This window comes from Limnohabitans sp. 63ED37-2 (genome assembly GCF_001412535.1).
GTDB lineage: Bacteria > Pseudomonadota > Gammaproteobacteria > Burkholderiales > Burkholderiaceae_C > Limnohabitans_A.
Map to the genome: position 1 here is coordinate 315100 of NZ_CP011774.1, position 14136 is coordinate 329235.

Annotated in this window: 15 protein-coding genes; 10 read left to right on the plus strand and 5 right to left on the minus strand. The window is 61.2% G+C overall.

The genetic code is table 11. From position 1 onward, the window contains the following. The 7 genes from pgi to L63ED372_RS16650 all read left to right on the plus strand — a co-directional run bounded on the left by pgi (position 1) and on the right by L63ED372_RS16650 (position 6699). Complete coding sequence (gene pgi / locus L63ED372_RS01455) at positions 1-1539, plus strand: glucose-6-phosphate isomerase (RefSeq protein ID WP_062402303.1); 1539 nt, start codon at positions 1-3, stop codon at positions 1537-1539. A gap of 196 nt (positions 1540-1735) precedes the next feature. Next, positions 1736-2065, plus strand: a complete 330-nt coding sequence (locus tag L63ED372_RS01460; RefSeq protein WP_197275301.1) for a J domain-containing protein — start codon at positions 1736-1738, stop codon at positions 2063-2065. Positions 2066-2134: 69 nt separating this feature from the next. Beyond that, a complete protein-coding gene (locus tag L63ED372_RS01465; protein WP_156343528.1) occupies positions 2135-2539 on the plus strand; it encodes a hypothetical protein in 405 nt (134 codons plus the stop codon). A gap of 74 nt (positions 2540-2613) precedes the next feature. Then, the gene (locus L63ED372_RS01470) at positions 2614-3960 is read left to right on the plus strand and encodes a hypothetical protein (RefSeq protein ID WP_062402315.1); all 1347 of its coding nucleotides are present in this window, start codon (positions 2614-2616) and stop codon (positions 3958-3960) included. 2 nt (positions 3961-3962) lie between these two features. Beyond that, entirely contained in the window at positions 3963-5378 is a 1416-nt protein-coding gene (locus L63ED372_RS01475; RefSeq protein WP_062402318.1) for a multicopper oxidase family protein, read from the plus strand. A 49-nt stretch (positions 5379-5427) separates the two neighbouring features. Next, a complete protein-coding gene (locus L63ED372_RS01480) occupies positions 5428-5922 on the plus strand; it encodes a cupredoxin domain-containing protein (protein ID WP_062402321.1) in 495 nt (164 codons plus the stop codon). Between the two features lie 12 nt (positions 5923-5934). Next, positions 5935-6699, plus strand: a complete 765-nt coding sequence (locus L63ED372_RS16650) for a copper-binding protein (RefSeq protein ID WP_197275302.1) — start codon at positions 5935-5937, stop codon at positions 6697-6699. 104 nt (positions 6700-6803) lie between these two features. On the opposite strand, the gene groL is transcribed toward L63ED372_RS16650, so the two are convergent. The 3 genes from groL to L63ED372_RS01500 all read right to left on the minus strand — a co-directional run bounded on the left by groL (position 6804) and on the right by L63ED372_RS01500 (position 9564). Further along, complete coding sequence (gene groL / locus L63ED372_RS01490) at positions 6804-8456, minus strand: chaperonin GroEL (RefSeq protein WP_062402325.1); 1653 nt, start codon at positions 8454-8456, stop codon at positions 6804-6806. Between the two features lie 81 nt (positions 8457-8537). Continuing rightward, complete coding sequence (gene groES, locus L63ED372_RS01495; RefSeq protein ID WP_019426307.1) at positions 8538-8825, minus strand: co-chaperone GroES; 288 nt, start codon at positions 8823-8825, stop codon at positions 8538-8540. A gap of 157 nt (positions 8826-8982) precedes the next feature. Continuing rightward, positions 8983-9564, minus strand: coding sequence for a helix-turn-helix domain-containing protein (locus L63ED372_RS01500; RefSeq protein WP_062402328.1), 582 nt, complete (start codon positions 9562-9564; stop codon positions 8983-8985). A 208-nt stretch (positions 9565-9772) separates the two neighbouring features. Between L63ED372_RS01500 and L63ED372_RS01505 the strand changes: the two genes are divergently transcribed. Next, on the plus strand, positions 9773-10603 hold the full coding sequence (locus tag L63ED372_RS01505; RefSeq protein WP_062402330.1) for a lysophospholipid acyltransferase family protein: 831 nt from the start codon (positions 9773-9775) through the stop codon (positions 10601-10603). Next, a complete protein-coding gene (locus tag L63ED372_RS01510) occupies positions 10603-11463 on the plus strand; it encodes an LpxL/LpxP family acyltransferase (RefSeq protein WP_062402334.1) in 861 nt (286 codons plus the stop codon). Before L63ED372_RS01505 ends, L63ED372_RS01510 begins: the two co-directional genes overlap by 1 nt. Here L63ED372_RS01510 and L63ED372_RS01515 read toward each other — a convergent pair. Then, positions 11457-12434 (minus strand): alpha/beta fold hydrolase, encoded by a 978-nt coding sequence (locus L63ED372_RS01515; protein WP_062402337.1) that lies wholly within the window; start codon positions 12432-12434, stop codon positions 11457-11459. The two genes, L63ED372_RS01510 and L63ED372_RS01515, sit on opposite strands and share 7 nt — an antisense overlap. A 51-nt stretch (positions 12435-12485) precedes the next feature. Beyond that, entirely contained in the window at positions 12486-13157 is a 672-nt protein-coding gene (gene yihA / locus L63ED372_RS01520; RefSeq protein WP_062407502.1) for a ribosome biogenesis GTP-binding protein YihA/YsxC, read from the minus strand. A gap of 195 nt (positions 13158-13352) precedes the next feature. Here yihA and L63ED372_RS01525 point away from each other — a divergent pair, with 195 nt between their 5' ends. Beyond that, the gene (locus L63ED372_RS01525; RefSeq protein WP_062402340.1) at positions 13353-13985 is read left to right on the plus strand and encodes a c-type cytochrome; all 633 of its coding nucleotides are present in this window, start codon (positions 13353-13355) and stop codon (positions 13983-13985) included. The last annotated feature ends 151 nt before the right edge of the window (positions 13986-14136 follow it).

Sequence of the window (14136 nt, forward strand, 5' to 3'; positions counted from 1 at the left end):
ATGCGTTGTGACCAAACCCAGGCGTGGACAGCTTTGTTGGCCCATGCGGCCCAATTCAAGGATTTTGATTTGCACACCGCTTTTGCGGCCGATGCGCAGCGTGCTGAGGGCCTGAGCCAGTCGGCACCGCATGTGTTTGCCGACCTGTCCAAAAACCACACCGACACCGCGACCGAAGCGCTGCTGATCGAGTTGGCGCGGCAGACGGGTCTGGCGGCGCACCGCGATGCGATGTTTCGCGGTGAGCCCATCAACAACACCGAAGGCCGCGCGGTGATGCACTGGCTGCTGCGCCAGCCAGAAGGTTCACTGACCGGTAATCTGACCGCACCCCTGCAGCAAGTGCATGACACCTTGAAGCCCATGCTCGCCTTTGCCGAGCAGGTGCGAGGCGACACACACATCACCGACGTGGTGAACATCGGCATTGGGGGTTCGGATTTGGGGCCACAAATGGCCGTGCTCGCGCTGCAAGACTTCGTGATCCCGGGCAAGCGTTTTCACTTTGTGTCCAACGTCGATGGCCATGAACTGGCTGGCGTGCTCAAGGGCTTGAAGGCCGAGAACACCCTGTTCTTGATCGCGTCTAAAACCTTCACCACCATCGAGACCATGACCAATGCCCGTTCGGCGTTGGCCTGGTTCCAAGCGCAAGGGGGCACCGACGTGGCCCGCCACTTTGCGGCGCTCACCACCAACGTGGCGGCTGCAGGGCAAATGGGCATCACCACCACCTTTGGTTTTTGGGACTGGGTGGGTGGGCGTTACTCGCTGTGGTCGGCCATTGGTCTGCCGGTGGCCATCGCCATTGGGGCGAAGGGCTTTCGCGAACTGTTGGCCGGGGCGCACGCGATGGACCAACACTTTCAGGCCGCGCCTTTAGAAGAAAACCTGCCCGTGCGCTTGGGCTTGCTCGATGTTTGGTACCGCAACTTTTTGAACTGCACCAGCCGAAGCATTGCGCCGTACCACAGCGCCCTGCGCCGCTTGCCCGCGTATTTGCAGCAGCTGGAGATGGAGAGCAATGGCAAGCGGGTGGACCGCATCGGCCATGCGCTGCCTTACGGCACCTCGCCCGTGCTGTGGGGCGAGCCGGGCACCAACGGGCAGCATGCTTACTTCCAGATGCTGCACCAAGGCACCGACGTGGTGCCGCTGGAATTCATGGCCGTGAAAAAGCCCACACACAGTTTGAAAGATCACCATGAGTTGCTGCTGGCGAATGTGATCGCGCAGGCGCAGGCCCTCATGTTGGGCCAAGCCGATGAAGGCGGACACAAGCACTTCCCTGGCAACCGGCCCAGTACCTTTTTGCTGCTCGACGAGCTCACACCCGCCAGCTTGGGCGCACTGATTGCCTTGCAGGAACACCGTGTTTTCGTGAGCGGTTCGGTCTGGGGCATCAACAGCTTTGACCAATGGGGTGTGGAGCTGGGCAAGGTGTTGGCCAAGGACATCCATGCACGCATCCTGTCGGGACAGACCGAGGGGTTGGATGCATCGAGCGCTGCCTTGCTGCAGCGGGTGCGCCAGGGTTGACCCAAGCCCATTGGCTGGTGTGTGGCCACAGCTGATTGCCAGTGGCTCAGCCTTTTAAGGCGCGATGTCTTGACCGCACTGGCCGCTTCATGGGGGTGTGAGAAGGGTGTATTTTTTAACAATCTGATACGTTTAATTTATACTTTTATTTAATTTAAATGTATTCATATTTTATGATTTGGCCATGGACTACCCCATGGACCTTTACGCTGAACTCGGTGTCACACCGCAAGCCGAGCCCGAAGTCATTCGAGCGGCTTTTCGTGCATTGGCACAGCGTTACCACCCCGACCGGCAAGCGGGTGCATCCTCCTTGTGGGCAGCCAAGATGGTCCGCATCAACCAGGCCTACAGCGTGCTCAGCCAGCCCGAGCAGCGTCGTGCCTACGACGCCAGCCGGTGCACACCAGCTCCCCGGTTTGTGTCATCCCAGATCCACTTGACCACGAACGGTGCATCGGTGCGCAACATGCAACCGTTTTTGACCACCTACGATGCGCGTGGTCGCTTGCACACCTTTGTCTGAGCGCAGTGCCTGAACGGACATTCGAGCTTGCTCCCCCAAGCTTCGAGGTGCTTGGCTTATGATTTCGAAATGCGACGCTTTTTTCTTTGCTTCCTGCTGTGCCTGATGCCCTTGCGGCTGTGGGCAGGCGCTTGGATGCCCATGCCGGAAAGCGGTTCGAGCCATCTCGCCGTTCTGTCTGCCGCTGGCCCGGCGCAGCACAACGAAGTGCCTGTGGTGCATGACTGCCATGAAGCCATGTCAGAGCCCTTGCCCGAATACAGCGCTCAGCTTGCCTTGCACGATGCGGCTGTTCAAGCTGCCGATTGTCACGATGGCCATTGTCAGTTGTGCGGCGTGTGTCACCAAGGCTTGAGCCTGACAACGCGGCACTTGGTGCAGCCTGGTGTTCAGGCCCATCCGCTGCCGGTCAGCGCGTCTTGGGTGCATCGGGCCCGCACGTCTGCGCCACTGACCAAACCCCCCATTTCCTGAACCACACGCCACAGGTGCGTCTGCCCGCCGCCAAGGCGGGTGGGTGCCGTGTTCGTCTGTTTCAGGAAATTGACATGATCCCCTTTTTGAATCGCGCTGCCAGGCTGGGTGCCGTGGGTGCTGTGCTGCTGGCCAGCGCTTGGCCTGCCGCCTGGTCGCAAACCCGTGGTGCAAGCGCTCCGACCTTTGCCCATGTGCATGGCACGCAGCCCGGCAATCCATCTACCGCAGCGCCATCGGCCAAGCCAGGCCCATCCAGTCCCACTTGGCAGGACGCCAACCGTGCTGTCGGGCAGTTCCCGCGAGGCCATCTGGACTTGTTGCGATGGGAGCAAAAGAACCTGCAGCCGATGCCGGACGCTTCTGCGCATCCCGACGCGGTGCAACTCACATTGGCGCGTGCCGCCCGTCTGGCTTTGCAGGATGAAGCCCTGTGGCTCAAGCCTGGCATGAGTGCCCTCGAGACGGCCACAGTGCGCCAGCAAATAGCGGCTGTGCGCCTGGATGTGCAAAGACTTTGGGTCAATGCGGTGGTGGCGCGTCAGTCGATGGTGCACAGCCGTGATGTTCTGGACGTGGCGCAAGCCGGAGCTGAGCTGGGCCAACGCATGGCACAAGTGGGCAACTGGAGCCGTGTCCGTCAAATTGAGCAAGAACTCGTGCTCTGGGATGCCAGTGCACGCGCCGACAAAGCGCAGCTGCAGGCCGATCGCGCCCTGCAGGCTTTGTGGCAGCGGATCGGTGCGGGCATGACCGCGCAGGCCCTGGCGCAGCAGTTGCCCTTGCACCTGCCACTGGAGTTGCCGGCGCTTTCCCCTTTTGATGTGCAGACCGAGCCGAGCCCGGAGGCTCTGGCCGGCCTGCAGGCGCAGGCACTGCAGGCCCATTTGCGCTGGCCATTGGAAGACTTGCATGCCCGTCGCCTCGCAGCAGGCCTCGGCTTGGGTGCGCAAGATCTGCAGGCAGCGCAAAAAGCCCTGCAAGCATTGGCTGGGCAGGAGCCGCCCGTGTGGGACCCCCGCACGATGCCCTGGGGCCACGCCTTTGAAAACGCTTGGCAAGCACGGCTGCAGGCCGACCGGCTGGCGCGGCAGGTGCGCGCCGATGTGCAGATGGCTCTGAATGGGTTGCAGGTGGCCAACCAGACGGCGCAGCAAACCCATGCCCAAGTGCTGCGCCTGCACACCGAACTCTCACAAGAAACCCTCCTGCGTTACAACGGCATGCTCAAAAGCACCTGGGACCTCTTGGCTAGCGTTCGTACGCGCATTGACAGCGTGGACGCCGCTTTGCAGGCGCAGCGACAGCGCTGGTTGGCCCATGCCGATCTGATGGCTGTGCTGGCGGGCTTGCCCTATACGGACAGCGCCAGCAAATCTGAATCCACCAGCCCCTCCAACACCCGCACCCCAGGACACTGACCATGCAACGCCGAGATTTTTTCCAAAGAGCCGTCGCCGCTGCGGGCACCGTCGCAGGGGCCGCAGTGGTCACCAGCGCCGTCAGCCGAAGTGCGCTGGCCGCTTTGCCAGAGCCCGTCATCCAGACCCGCCCCGACACCGCCCCACCCTGGACGCCGCCAGGCGTGACCGGTGCCGGACGGCCTTACAACCCGGTGGTCACTTTGAACGGCTGGACCTTGCCGTTTCGCATGAAGGACGGCGTCAAAGAGTTCCACCTGGTGGCCGAGCCGGTGGTGCGCGAGATGGCGCCGGGCTTTGTGGTGAACATGTGGGGCTACAACGGCCAAAGCCCGGGCCCGACCATCGAGGTGGTGGAGGGCGACAAGGTGCGGATCTTTGTCACCAACCAATTGCCCGAGCACACCACCATCCACTGGCATGGTCAGCGCCTGCCCAACGGCATGGACGGTGTGGGCGGTCTGAACCAAAAGCAGATCCCAGTGGGCAAAACCTATGTGTATGAGTTTGTGGCACGCCGCCCCGGCACGTTCATGTACCACCCGCACGCCGACGAGATGACCCAAATGGCCATGGGCATGATGGGCTTGTGGATCACCCACCCCAAGGGGCAGCACCCGCTGATTGCCGAGGTGGACCGCGATTACGCCTTTCTGTTGAGCGCGTACGATGTCACCCCGGGGGCCAAAACCCCCAACGTCAACACCATGCTGGACCAGAACATCTGGAGTTGGAACAGCCGGGTCTTTCCGGGCATCAGCCCACTGGTGGCGCGTCTGAACGACCGGGTGCGGGTGCGTGTGGGCAACCTGACCATGACCAACCACCCCATCCACATCCATGGCATCGAATTCGAAGTCACAGGCACCGATGGCGGCCCTGTGCCCCCCACCGCGCGTTGGCCCGAGGTGACGACCGACGTGGCCGTGGGCCAGATGCGGCAGCTGGAGTTCATCGCCGATGAGCCCGGTGACTGGGCCATGCACTGCCACAAGAGCCACCACACCATGGGCGCCATGGGCCACGATGTGCCCACCATGATCGGTGTGGACCACCGGGGCCTGGTGCAAAAAATCCAGCGGCTCATTCCCGACTACATGGTCATGGGCGAACGCGGCATGGCCGACATGGGCGAGATGGAAATGGAGTTGCCCGAGAACACCTTCCCTATGATGACCGGCACCGGGCCTTATGGCCCCATTGAAATGGGTGGCATGTTCACCACACTCAAGGTGCGGGCCGAGCAAAAGCCGGGTGACTACAGCGACCCGGGCGATTACCCACAACCCCCGGGCACGCAGTCCTTTGAATACAAGGGCCCAGCTGCGGCCACGCCGCGTGCACCGGAAACTGCCCGTCAGCCGGCTGCTCCCGCATCAGGCACGGCGCGCAAACCCAAAGGCCACGGGCAACATTGAAGCCAACAAATTGGCGCCCCATCCTATTCACATTGATCCAGGACACAACATGAAAAACGTTTTGAACACCGTCATCTTGAGCATGGGCCTGCTGGCCCAGCCACTGGCACAGGCCCATGCGCCTTCTGCACACAAAAACCACCATGCCTCATCCACTGCGCCCGCTGAGCAAAAAGACTGGGGCATGGCCGGCGATCCGAAAAAGGTGCAACGCACCATCGAGATCCGCATGACCGACAACATGCGTTTTGCACCCAACCAGATCCAGGTCAAGCTGGGCGAGACTGTGCGCCTGGTGGCAGTGAACGCGGGCAAGGTCTTGCACGAGATCGTGATCGGCACGCCGCAAGAACTCAAGGCGCATGCCGAGATGATGAAAAAACACCCCGGCATGGAACACGACGAGCCCTACATGGCGCATGTGGATCCCGGCAAGAAAGGCACCATCGTCTGGACCTTCAATCGCGCAGGCAGTTTTGAATTTGCCTGCCTGATTCCGGGCCATTTTGAAGCGGGCATGATCGGCCGCATCACCGTTCAGTAAGGAAGTCACGCCATGAACAATTCCACATTCAAGGCCTTGCCTCGGCGCCAGTGGCTGGCTGCGGCGGCTGTGCTGGCCCTCACCGGGTTTGAGCGCACCGCCTTGGCGCAAGCCACCACGGTGCAAGTCTGGAAGGACCCCAATTGCGGCTGCTGCCAATTGTGGGTGGAACACCTGCAGGCCAGTGGCTTCAAGGTCGAGGTGCGTGACGTGGGCAACACCGCGGCCCGAAAGCGCTTGGGCATGCCCGAGGTGCTGGGCTCCTGCCACACCGCCACCGTGGGTGGCTATGTGGTTGAGGGCCATGTGCCTGCCGTCGACATCCACCGGTTGCTCAAAGAGCGGCCCGTGGCGCTGGGCCTCTCGGTGCCCGGCATGCCCATGGGCAGCCCCGGCATGGATGGTCCCGAATACAAGGGCCGAAAAGACGCCTACGACGTGCTGTTGGTGCAAAAAGACGGCAGCAGTAAAAGCTTCCAACACTACCCCGGACTGCGGCGGATGGCGCAGCGTGACGGCCTGCAGCGTGTGAGCGGTGACACCACCACGCTGCCTTGGGCGACGGCCGAAGTGCGGCGCATCGACAAGGCCGCGGGCAAAGTGGCACTCAAACACGGTGAGATCAAAAACCTGGACATGCCGCCCATGAGCATGGTGTTTCAGGTCAAGGAACCTGCGCAGCTCGACACCTTGCAAGTCGGTCAGAAAGTGCGCTTCCAGGCGGTGCAAGACAAAGGCGCTTATTGGGTGGTGAAGATCGAGGCTGCGGCTTTGTGAGCTTGTTTTGCCGCCCATGAAAAAAGCCCCGCAAGGCTTTCACCTTGCGGGGCTTTGTTTTTGGCCGGGTGAGGGCGCAAACCCTCAGTCCAGACAGCGCGGCATTACATGCCCATGCCGCCCATACCACCCATGCCGCCCATGTCAGGCATGCCGCCGCCGCCAGCGCCGGACTCGTCCTTCGGGGCTTCGGAAACCATGCACTCGGTGGTGAGCATCAAAGAAGCCACAGAAGCGGCGTTCTGCAAAGCAGTACGCGTCACTTTTGTAGGATCCAGAATACCCATTTCGATCATGTCGCCGTAGGTGTCGTTGGCAGCGTTGAAGCCGTAGTTGCCTTTGCCAGCCAACACCGCGTTCACCACCACCGATGGCTCGCCGCCGGCGTTGTACACGATCTCGCGCAGAGGCGCTTCGATGGCTTTCAACACCAGCTTGATGCCAGCGTCTTGGTCAGCGTTGTCGCCTTTGATGACGCCAGCTGCTTGACGTGCACGCAGCAAAGCCACGCCACCACCGGCCACAATGCCTTCTTCCACAGCAGCGCGTGTAGCGTGCAGGGCGTCTTCCACGCGGGCTTTCTTCTCTTTCATCTCGACTTCGGTGGCAGCGCCGACCTTGATCACGGCCACACCGCCAGCCAACTTCGCCACGCGCTCTTGCAGCTTCTCGCGGTCGTAGTCAGAAGTGGCTTCTTCGATTTGCACACGCACTTGTTTGACGCGGGCTTCGATGTCGCCAGCAGCACCAGCGCCGTCGATGATGATGGTGTTTTCCTTGCCCACTTCGATGCGCTTGGCTTGGCCCAGATCGGCCAAGGTCACTTTTTCGAGGGTCAAGCCCACTTCTTCAGCGATCACTTTGCCGCCGGTCAAGATGGCGATGTCTTCCAACATGGCTTTGCGACGGTCACCAAAGCCAGGGGCCTTGACAGCCACAACCTTCAAGATGCCACGGATGGTGTTCACCACCAAAGTGGCCAAGGCTTCGCCTTCGACTTCTTCGGCAATGATGAGCAATGGACGGCCCGCTTTGGCAACGGCTTCCAATGTGGGCAGCAGATCGCGGATGTTGCTGATCTTCTTGTCGAACAACAACACAAAGGGGTTGTCCAGCAAAGCGGCTTGCTTTTCGGGGTTGTTGATGAAATAAGGCGACAGGTAGCCGCGGTCGAATTGCATGCCTTCAACGACGTCGAGTTCGTTGTTCAAAGACTTGCCGTCTTCCACAGTGATCACGCCTTCTTTGCCCACTTTGTCCATGGCGTTGGCGATGATTTCGCCGATGCTTGTGTCAGAGTTGGCAGAAATGGAGCCGACTTGGGCGATTTCTTTGCTGGTGGTGGTGGCTTTGGTGGCCTTCTTCAGCTCTTCGATCAAAGCAGTCACTGCTTTGTCGATGCCGCGCTTGAGGTCCATCGGGTTCATGCCAGCGGCCACGTACTTCATGCCTTCGCGAACGATGGCTTGAGCCAACACGGTGGCAGTCGTTGTGCCGTCGCCAGCGTTGTCAGACGTCTTGGAAGCGACTTCCTTGACCATCTGAGCGCCCATGTTTTGCAGCTTGTCTTTGAGTTCGATTTCCTTGGCCACGGACACACCGTCCTTGGTCACGGTGGGGGCGCCGAACGAGCGCTCCAGAACCACGTTACGGCCCTTAGGACCCAAAGTCACTTTGACCGCGTTGGCCAAAATGTTCACGCCTTCAACCATGCGTGCGCGGGCTTCGCCGCCGAAAATTACGTCTTTTGCTGCCATTTTTAAGCTCCTAAATTCAAATTAATCCGTTGAGGACAGAGCGACAGGGCGCTTCGCGCGTTAGTCGGTCTGTCCCGCAAATCACTCGACCACTGCGAACAGGTCTTCTTCTTTCATGACCAACAGCTCGTCGCCGCCGACCTTGACGGTCTGGCCGCTGTACTTGCCGAACAACACGCGGTCGCCGACTTTGACGCTCAGGGCTTTGGTCTCGCCTTTGTCGTTGGTTTTGCCAGGGCCGACGGCCAGGACTTCACCTTGATCGGGCTTTTCTGCAGCCGAGTCGGGGATCACGATGCCCGAGGCTGTTTTGGTTTCGCTTTCGATACGTTTGACGATCACGCGATCGCCCAAAGGACGCAGTTTCATGGAATCTCCTGGATTTGAAACAAGGGTTGAAAAACAAAAGCACCAAAAAAGGGTGCTGCTGAAATCTGAGGAGTGGAGTGCTGTTAGCACTCATCTCCATCGAGTGCTAATGATAAGGGCATTTGGGACCGTTTCAAGACCTGTTCGGTGAAACATCTCAGTGGTGTGCGGCCAAACCCTCTTGCGCATGCCGAGTGCACAGCAAGTAGCCGTAGACCAGATCCGTGCTGATGTCGCCCTCGAACAGACTCAATTGCGGGCTGGGGGCGAGTGGGCTGCCAGCGGGCAGGTGCTGGCTGTTGTAGACCACCAGGTGGGTGTTGTGCAGGCGGGCCGAGTCCAGGTGCAGGGGGGTGGTGTGCAACCAGGGGATGCGGGCGTCAATGAACAAAGCGTTCGTCTCGGCATCCAGGTCCATCAGGTCCAGTGGGTGGGTCATGACGGTGACTTGGGGCCAATGTACCAGGGTATCCAGGGCTGGCGCATGGAAGGTGCTGTCATGCAGGATGCAAATGAGCGCCTCTTCGGAAGCGGGCAGGGGGGTGGCCGGGCTCAGTCCTTGCTGGACGCAATAGTCCCGCAGAGATGTGGACAGGATGCGCCGATGCCCGCCGTGCGTGACAAAGGCCTTGAACACTCCGTTTTGCACCATCCGCTGCACGGTACCCACCGACAGGCCCAACATTTTGGCGGCCTGGCTGGTGCTGACATAGGTTTGGTTGTTTGGCGGTGTTTTCATGGTGTGTGTGCCTTGGGCGTCATTTCAGTCGGTTGGGTGGGTTCTGGTATTTCGATGCTAGGCCGCCATGGTGGGCTTGGGACTCTGGGTGAACCGGTAAACGGACAGCGATAAATCGGTAGCCACGCGGGCTCGGGTGGGCTGTCCAGAGCGGCAGCTTCTGGGTGGCGACCTCATGGGTGCGGGTTCAAGGCAAAATCACCCCCTTATGTTGCGTTGGTTCCTTTTTTTCTCACGTTGGCCTTTGTGGGCTTTGCATGCCTTGGGCAGTTTGGGGGGCTGGGCTGCCTGGCTGTTTTCGGGTCGCTACCGCCGCCGTTTTTTGGACAATGCCCGGCAGGCGGGTCTGGGCTGGTGGGCGGTGATGGGGGCCATCGGGCAGGCCGGGCGCATGTCGGCCGAGTTGCCGCGGTTGTGGCTGGGCCGCACACCGCCCTTGGTGTGGGCCGACGACCGGGCCGCGGCCGAGGCTTATGCACAAGGCCGAGGTGTTTTGTTTCTGACCCCTCACATGGGTTGCTTTGAGATCACCGCCCAGGCGCTTGCTTTGCGTTTTGGGCAGCAACACGGACAGTTGACGGTTTTGTACCGACCCGCCAGGCAGGTGGCCTTGAACGAGGTGATGGCCTTGGCACGCAACCGGCCGGGCTTGCAGGCGGTGCCCACCACCCTGGCGGGAGTGCGCCAGATGATCAAGGCCTTGCGGGCAGGCGAAGCCGTGGGTTTGCTGCCCGACCAGGTGCCGCCCGAGGGCATGGGCCAGTGGGCCCCTTACTTTGGCAAACCGGCTTACACCATGACACTCGCGGCCCGATTGGCCTTGCAAACCGGAGCCCAGGTGGTGTTGATTTGGGGCGAGCGCTTGCCCTGGGGGCGCGGCTACCGGCTGCACACCCAAACGCTGGGCCGCGAATTGTCGCCGGATCTGGAAACGGCGGTGGTGCAGATCAATCAGGCCATGGAGGTCTTGGTGCAGGCTTGCCCGCAGCAGTATTTGTGGGGCTATGCCCGCTACAAAGCCCCGCGCAAGGACACCTGATGCATCCCGTGGTTTTGCTCATCCGCTTTTTGGCACCATGGCCTTTGGGGGCCCTGCGCGCTTTGGGCTGGGTCTTGGGCCATGTCTTGTGGGCCTTGGCCCGGTCGCGGCGGCGCATTGTGCAGGTCAACCTGGCTTTGTGCTTTCCACACCTCACGCCCCGTGAGCGAGGTCATTTGGCCCGCAGGCATTTTGTGGGGGTGGTGCAGTCGCTGCTCGACAGGTCCTGGCTTTGGCACGGCTCGCCCGCGCAGCTGCGCAGGCGTTTGCAGTTGCAGGGCGATTTGAGCCCCTTGCTGGGCCCTGAGCCCGTGGTGATGCTGGCGCCGCATTTTGTGGGGCTGGACGCGGGTGGCAGCGCCCTGACCCAGTTGCATGGTGTGCACATGGCCAGCATTTATGTGCGTCAGCGCAATGCGGCGCTGGACGAGTGGGTTCGCCAGGGGCGCAACCGATCAGGTCAAGTCAGCTTGTATTTCCGCCACCAGGGGGTCAAGCAAATCTTGTCGGGCCTGCGCCAGGGGGTCAAACTGTATTTGTTGCCAGACATGGATTTTGGGCGCAAGGAGTCGGTGTTTGTGCCCTTTTATGGCGTTCAGGCGGCCACCGTGCCTTCTTTGTCGCGCTTTGCGCGTTTGGGGCGTGCCCGGGTGATGACCGTGGCCACACGCATGACCGCACAGGGCTACCGTCTGGAGCTGGGACCCCTGTGGGCCGATTTCCCGAGCGAAGACGCCGAGGCCGACACCGCCCGCATGAACCGTGAACTGCAGACCTTGATCGACACCATGCCGGAGCAGTATTACTGGGTGCACAAACGGTTCAAAACCCGACCCGAGGGCGAGCCTGGGGTTTATTGAGCGGGTTTGATGTCGCTCGGAGGCAGAAAATTCGCAATCTCTTGGATGACTCGTGCTGGTTGTTCATGCACCACCCAGTGTGTGGCCTGCGCAATCGGCACGAGTTTCAGATCGGGGATGTGCGCGTCCAGCCCTTCCGTCAGGCAGGGCAACAAGGCCACATCGCCCAGCGCCCAGAGCAGCAGCGTGGGCACCTCGATGCGCAGCGCCTCGGGCGGGATCTGGACGGCGCTGGCACCCGGGTCGGTGGCGGTGGCCGGGCGCAGGGGTGAGGCGCGGTAATAGTTCAAGCCGCCTTGCAGCCCATGCTGCCAAACCTCGCGGTATTGCGCTTTCACGGCGGGTGTGAGCCAGTGGGCCTGGGTGTCTGCCGTGGGCGCTGTGAGGGATTGCAAAGAAGTGTCTTGGCCCGTCAAAAAACCGAACATGCGTTCGAAGTCCTTGGCCGCCAACTGCGCCGCCGCATCGGGCTGCACCAAAAAGTTCATGTAGGCGCTGGCCGCTTGCTGCGCCGGGTCGTGTTGTAAGGCCCGAAGGAAAGGGCCGGGGTGGGGCGAGTTGAGGACGACCAGCTGGCGCATGCGATGCGGGTTCTGGTTGGCCAGGCTCCAAGCCACGGCGCCGCCCCAATCGTGGGCGATGAGCGCGGCCAGCGGGCGGCCGCCCGGGAGGGGGCCGCATTCGCTGTCGATCAGGGCCACGATGTCCTGTGCCAGGTGTTTGGCGCGGTAAGCCTTGACGTCTTCAGGGGCGCTCGAGCGCTCGTAGCCGCGTAGGTTGGGGGCCACGCAGCGGTAGCGGCCGTTTTCGGGCCGGGAAAAATGCCGCAACAAAGGGTCCCAAACCCAGGCCCCTTCAGGGAAGCCGTGCAAAAACAGCAGCACAGGGCGGCCGGGTTCACCACAGGCACGGCAGCTCAGCGTGATGCCGTGGGGCAGGGTTTGCTGCCAGGTCTGGATGTCGGGATGCACAGCGGATCACTCCATGAGGGGCGGTGGTCCGGGGCTGTGTTCAGCGCAGGCTCACTCGTCCAGGGCTTCGGGTTCTTCTTCGGGGGGCTCGGTGCTTGGTGCAGGGACTGCTGCGCCACCAGCCGGGTGGGTCCAGTCCCACAGCAATTGGGCCACTTCGTCCACGCCTTGCTTTTTCAGGGCCGAAAAGAGTTTGACCTCGCCGCCGCCGGCTTGCAGTCGCGCAATCGACAAGGCTTTGGCCTGCTCGGCACGGGTGAGCTTGTCGGCCTTGGTCAGGATGATCAGGAACTTCAGGCCTTCTTCGACGCGGGGACGGATCACTTCGAGCAAGATGTCATCGAGCTCGGTCAAGCCATGACGTGGGTCGCACATCATGACGATGCCGGTCAGGTTGTCGCGGCTGACCAAGTAGTTGGCCATCACCTGCTGCCAACGCAGCTTGTCCATCTTGGCCACGGCGGCGTAGCCGTAACCGGGCAAATCGGCCAGCACGGCATCGGTGATGCCCTGCTTGCCCAGTGCAAACAGGTTGATGTGCTGGGTGCGACCAGGTTTTTTGGAAGCAAAGGCCAGTTGCTTTTTTTGCGTCAGGGTGTTGATGCAGGTGGATTTGCCCGCGTTCGAGCGACCCACAAAGGCGATTTCGGGCGTGTCCATCGCAGGCAAGTGGTGCAATTGCGCAGCGGTGGTCAAAAAACGCGCGGTGTGCATCCAGCCCATGGGCGTCACAGCTGCGGGGGTATTGGGCGCGGCCAAAGCCGCTGCAGGCGTGGCTTGAGGGGCTTTGGCAGGGCTTGCAGGGACGCGAACGTGGGGGCGGGAGCTCATAAATCAGGGATACCTTGGGTCGTCAGGAAACTGACGTGGACCTCATTGTAGAATCCTTGGGTTTTGCGCCAACTCTTGGATCACGCCATGAAGTCGATTTCCTCTCTCTTGATCACCGCTCTGTCGGCCGCTTTTGTGGCTGGTTCTGCCTTGGCTGCCGGCCCCGCGCCGCAAGCTGCCAAACCCGACCTGGCCAAAGGCGAGGCCATTTACAGCGCAGCCTGTGTGGCTTGCCATGCCGCGGATGGCAACTCAGGTACGCCCGTCAACCCCAAGCTGGCCCAGCAGCACCCCGAATACCTGCTCAAGCAATTGCAGGAATTCAAATCGGGCAAGCGTGCCAACGCCGTGATGAGCGGCATGGTGGCTGGTTTGAGCAATGAAGACATGCGCAACATCAGCTACTGGCTCGCTTCCAAGACAGCCAAGCCTGGTTTTGCCAAAGAAAAAGATACGGTGGCTTGGGGCGAGCGCATCTACCGCGGTGGCATCCCTGACCGCCAGATCGCGGCATGCGCCAGCTGCCATTCGCCCAACGGTGCAGGCATGCCTTCGCAGTACCCCCGTTTGTCGGGCCAGCACGCCGATTACACCGCTGCCCAGCTGATTCAATTCCGTGAAGGTGTTCGCAAGAACAACCTGCAAATGACCCAAGTTGCGGCCAAGATGAACGACCGCGAAATCAAGGCCGTTTCAGACTACATCGCGGGTTTGCGCTAAAACCTGACCCAGCGTTCAGGAATGTGCGGTGCTTGTCCTGTTGCATGCAGGGGATTTAAGCCAAAGCCCATGCCCCTGCGGCACAATTCAGCATCGGCTGATATGACTTGACTCAAGGCCGGTTTTACCGGCTTTGTTTTTTTCTGGCGAG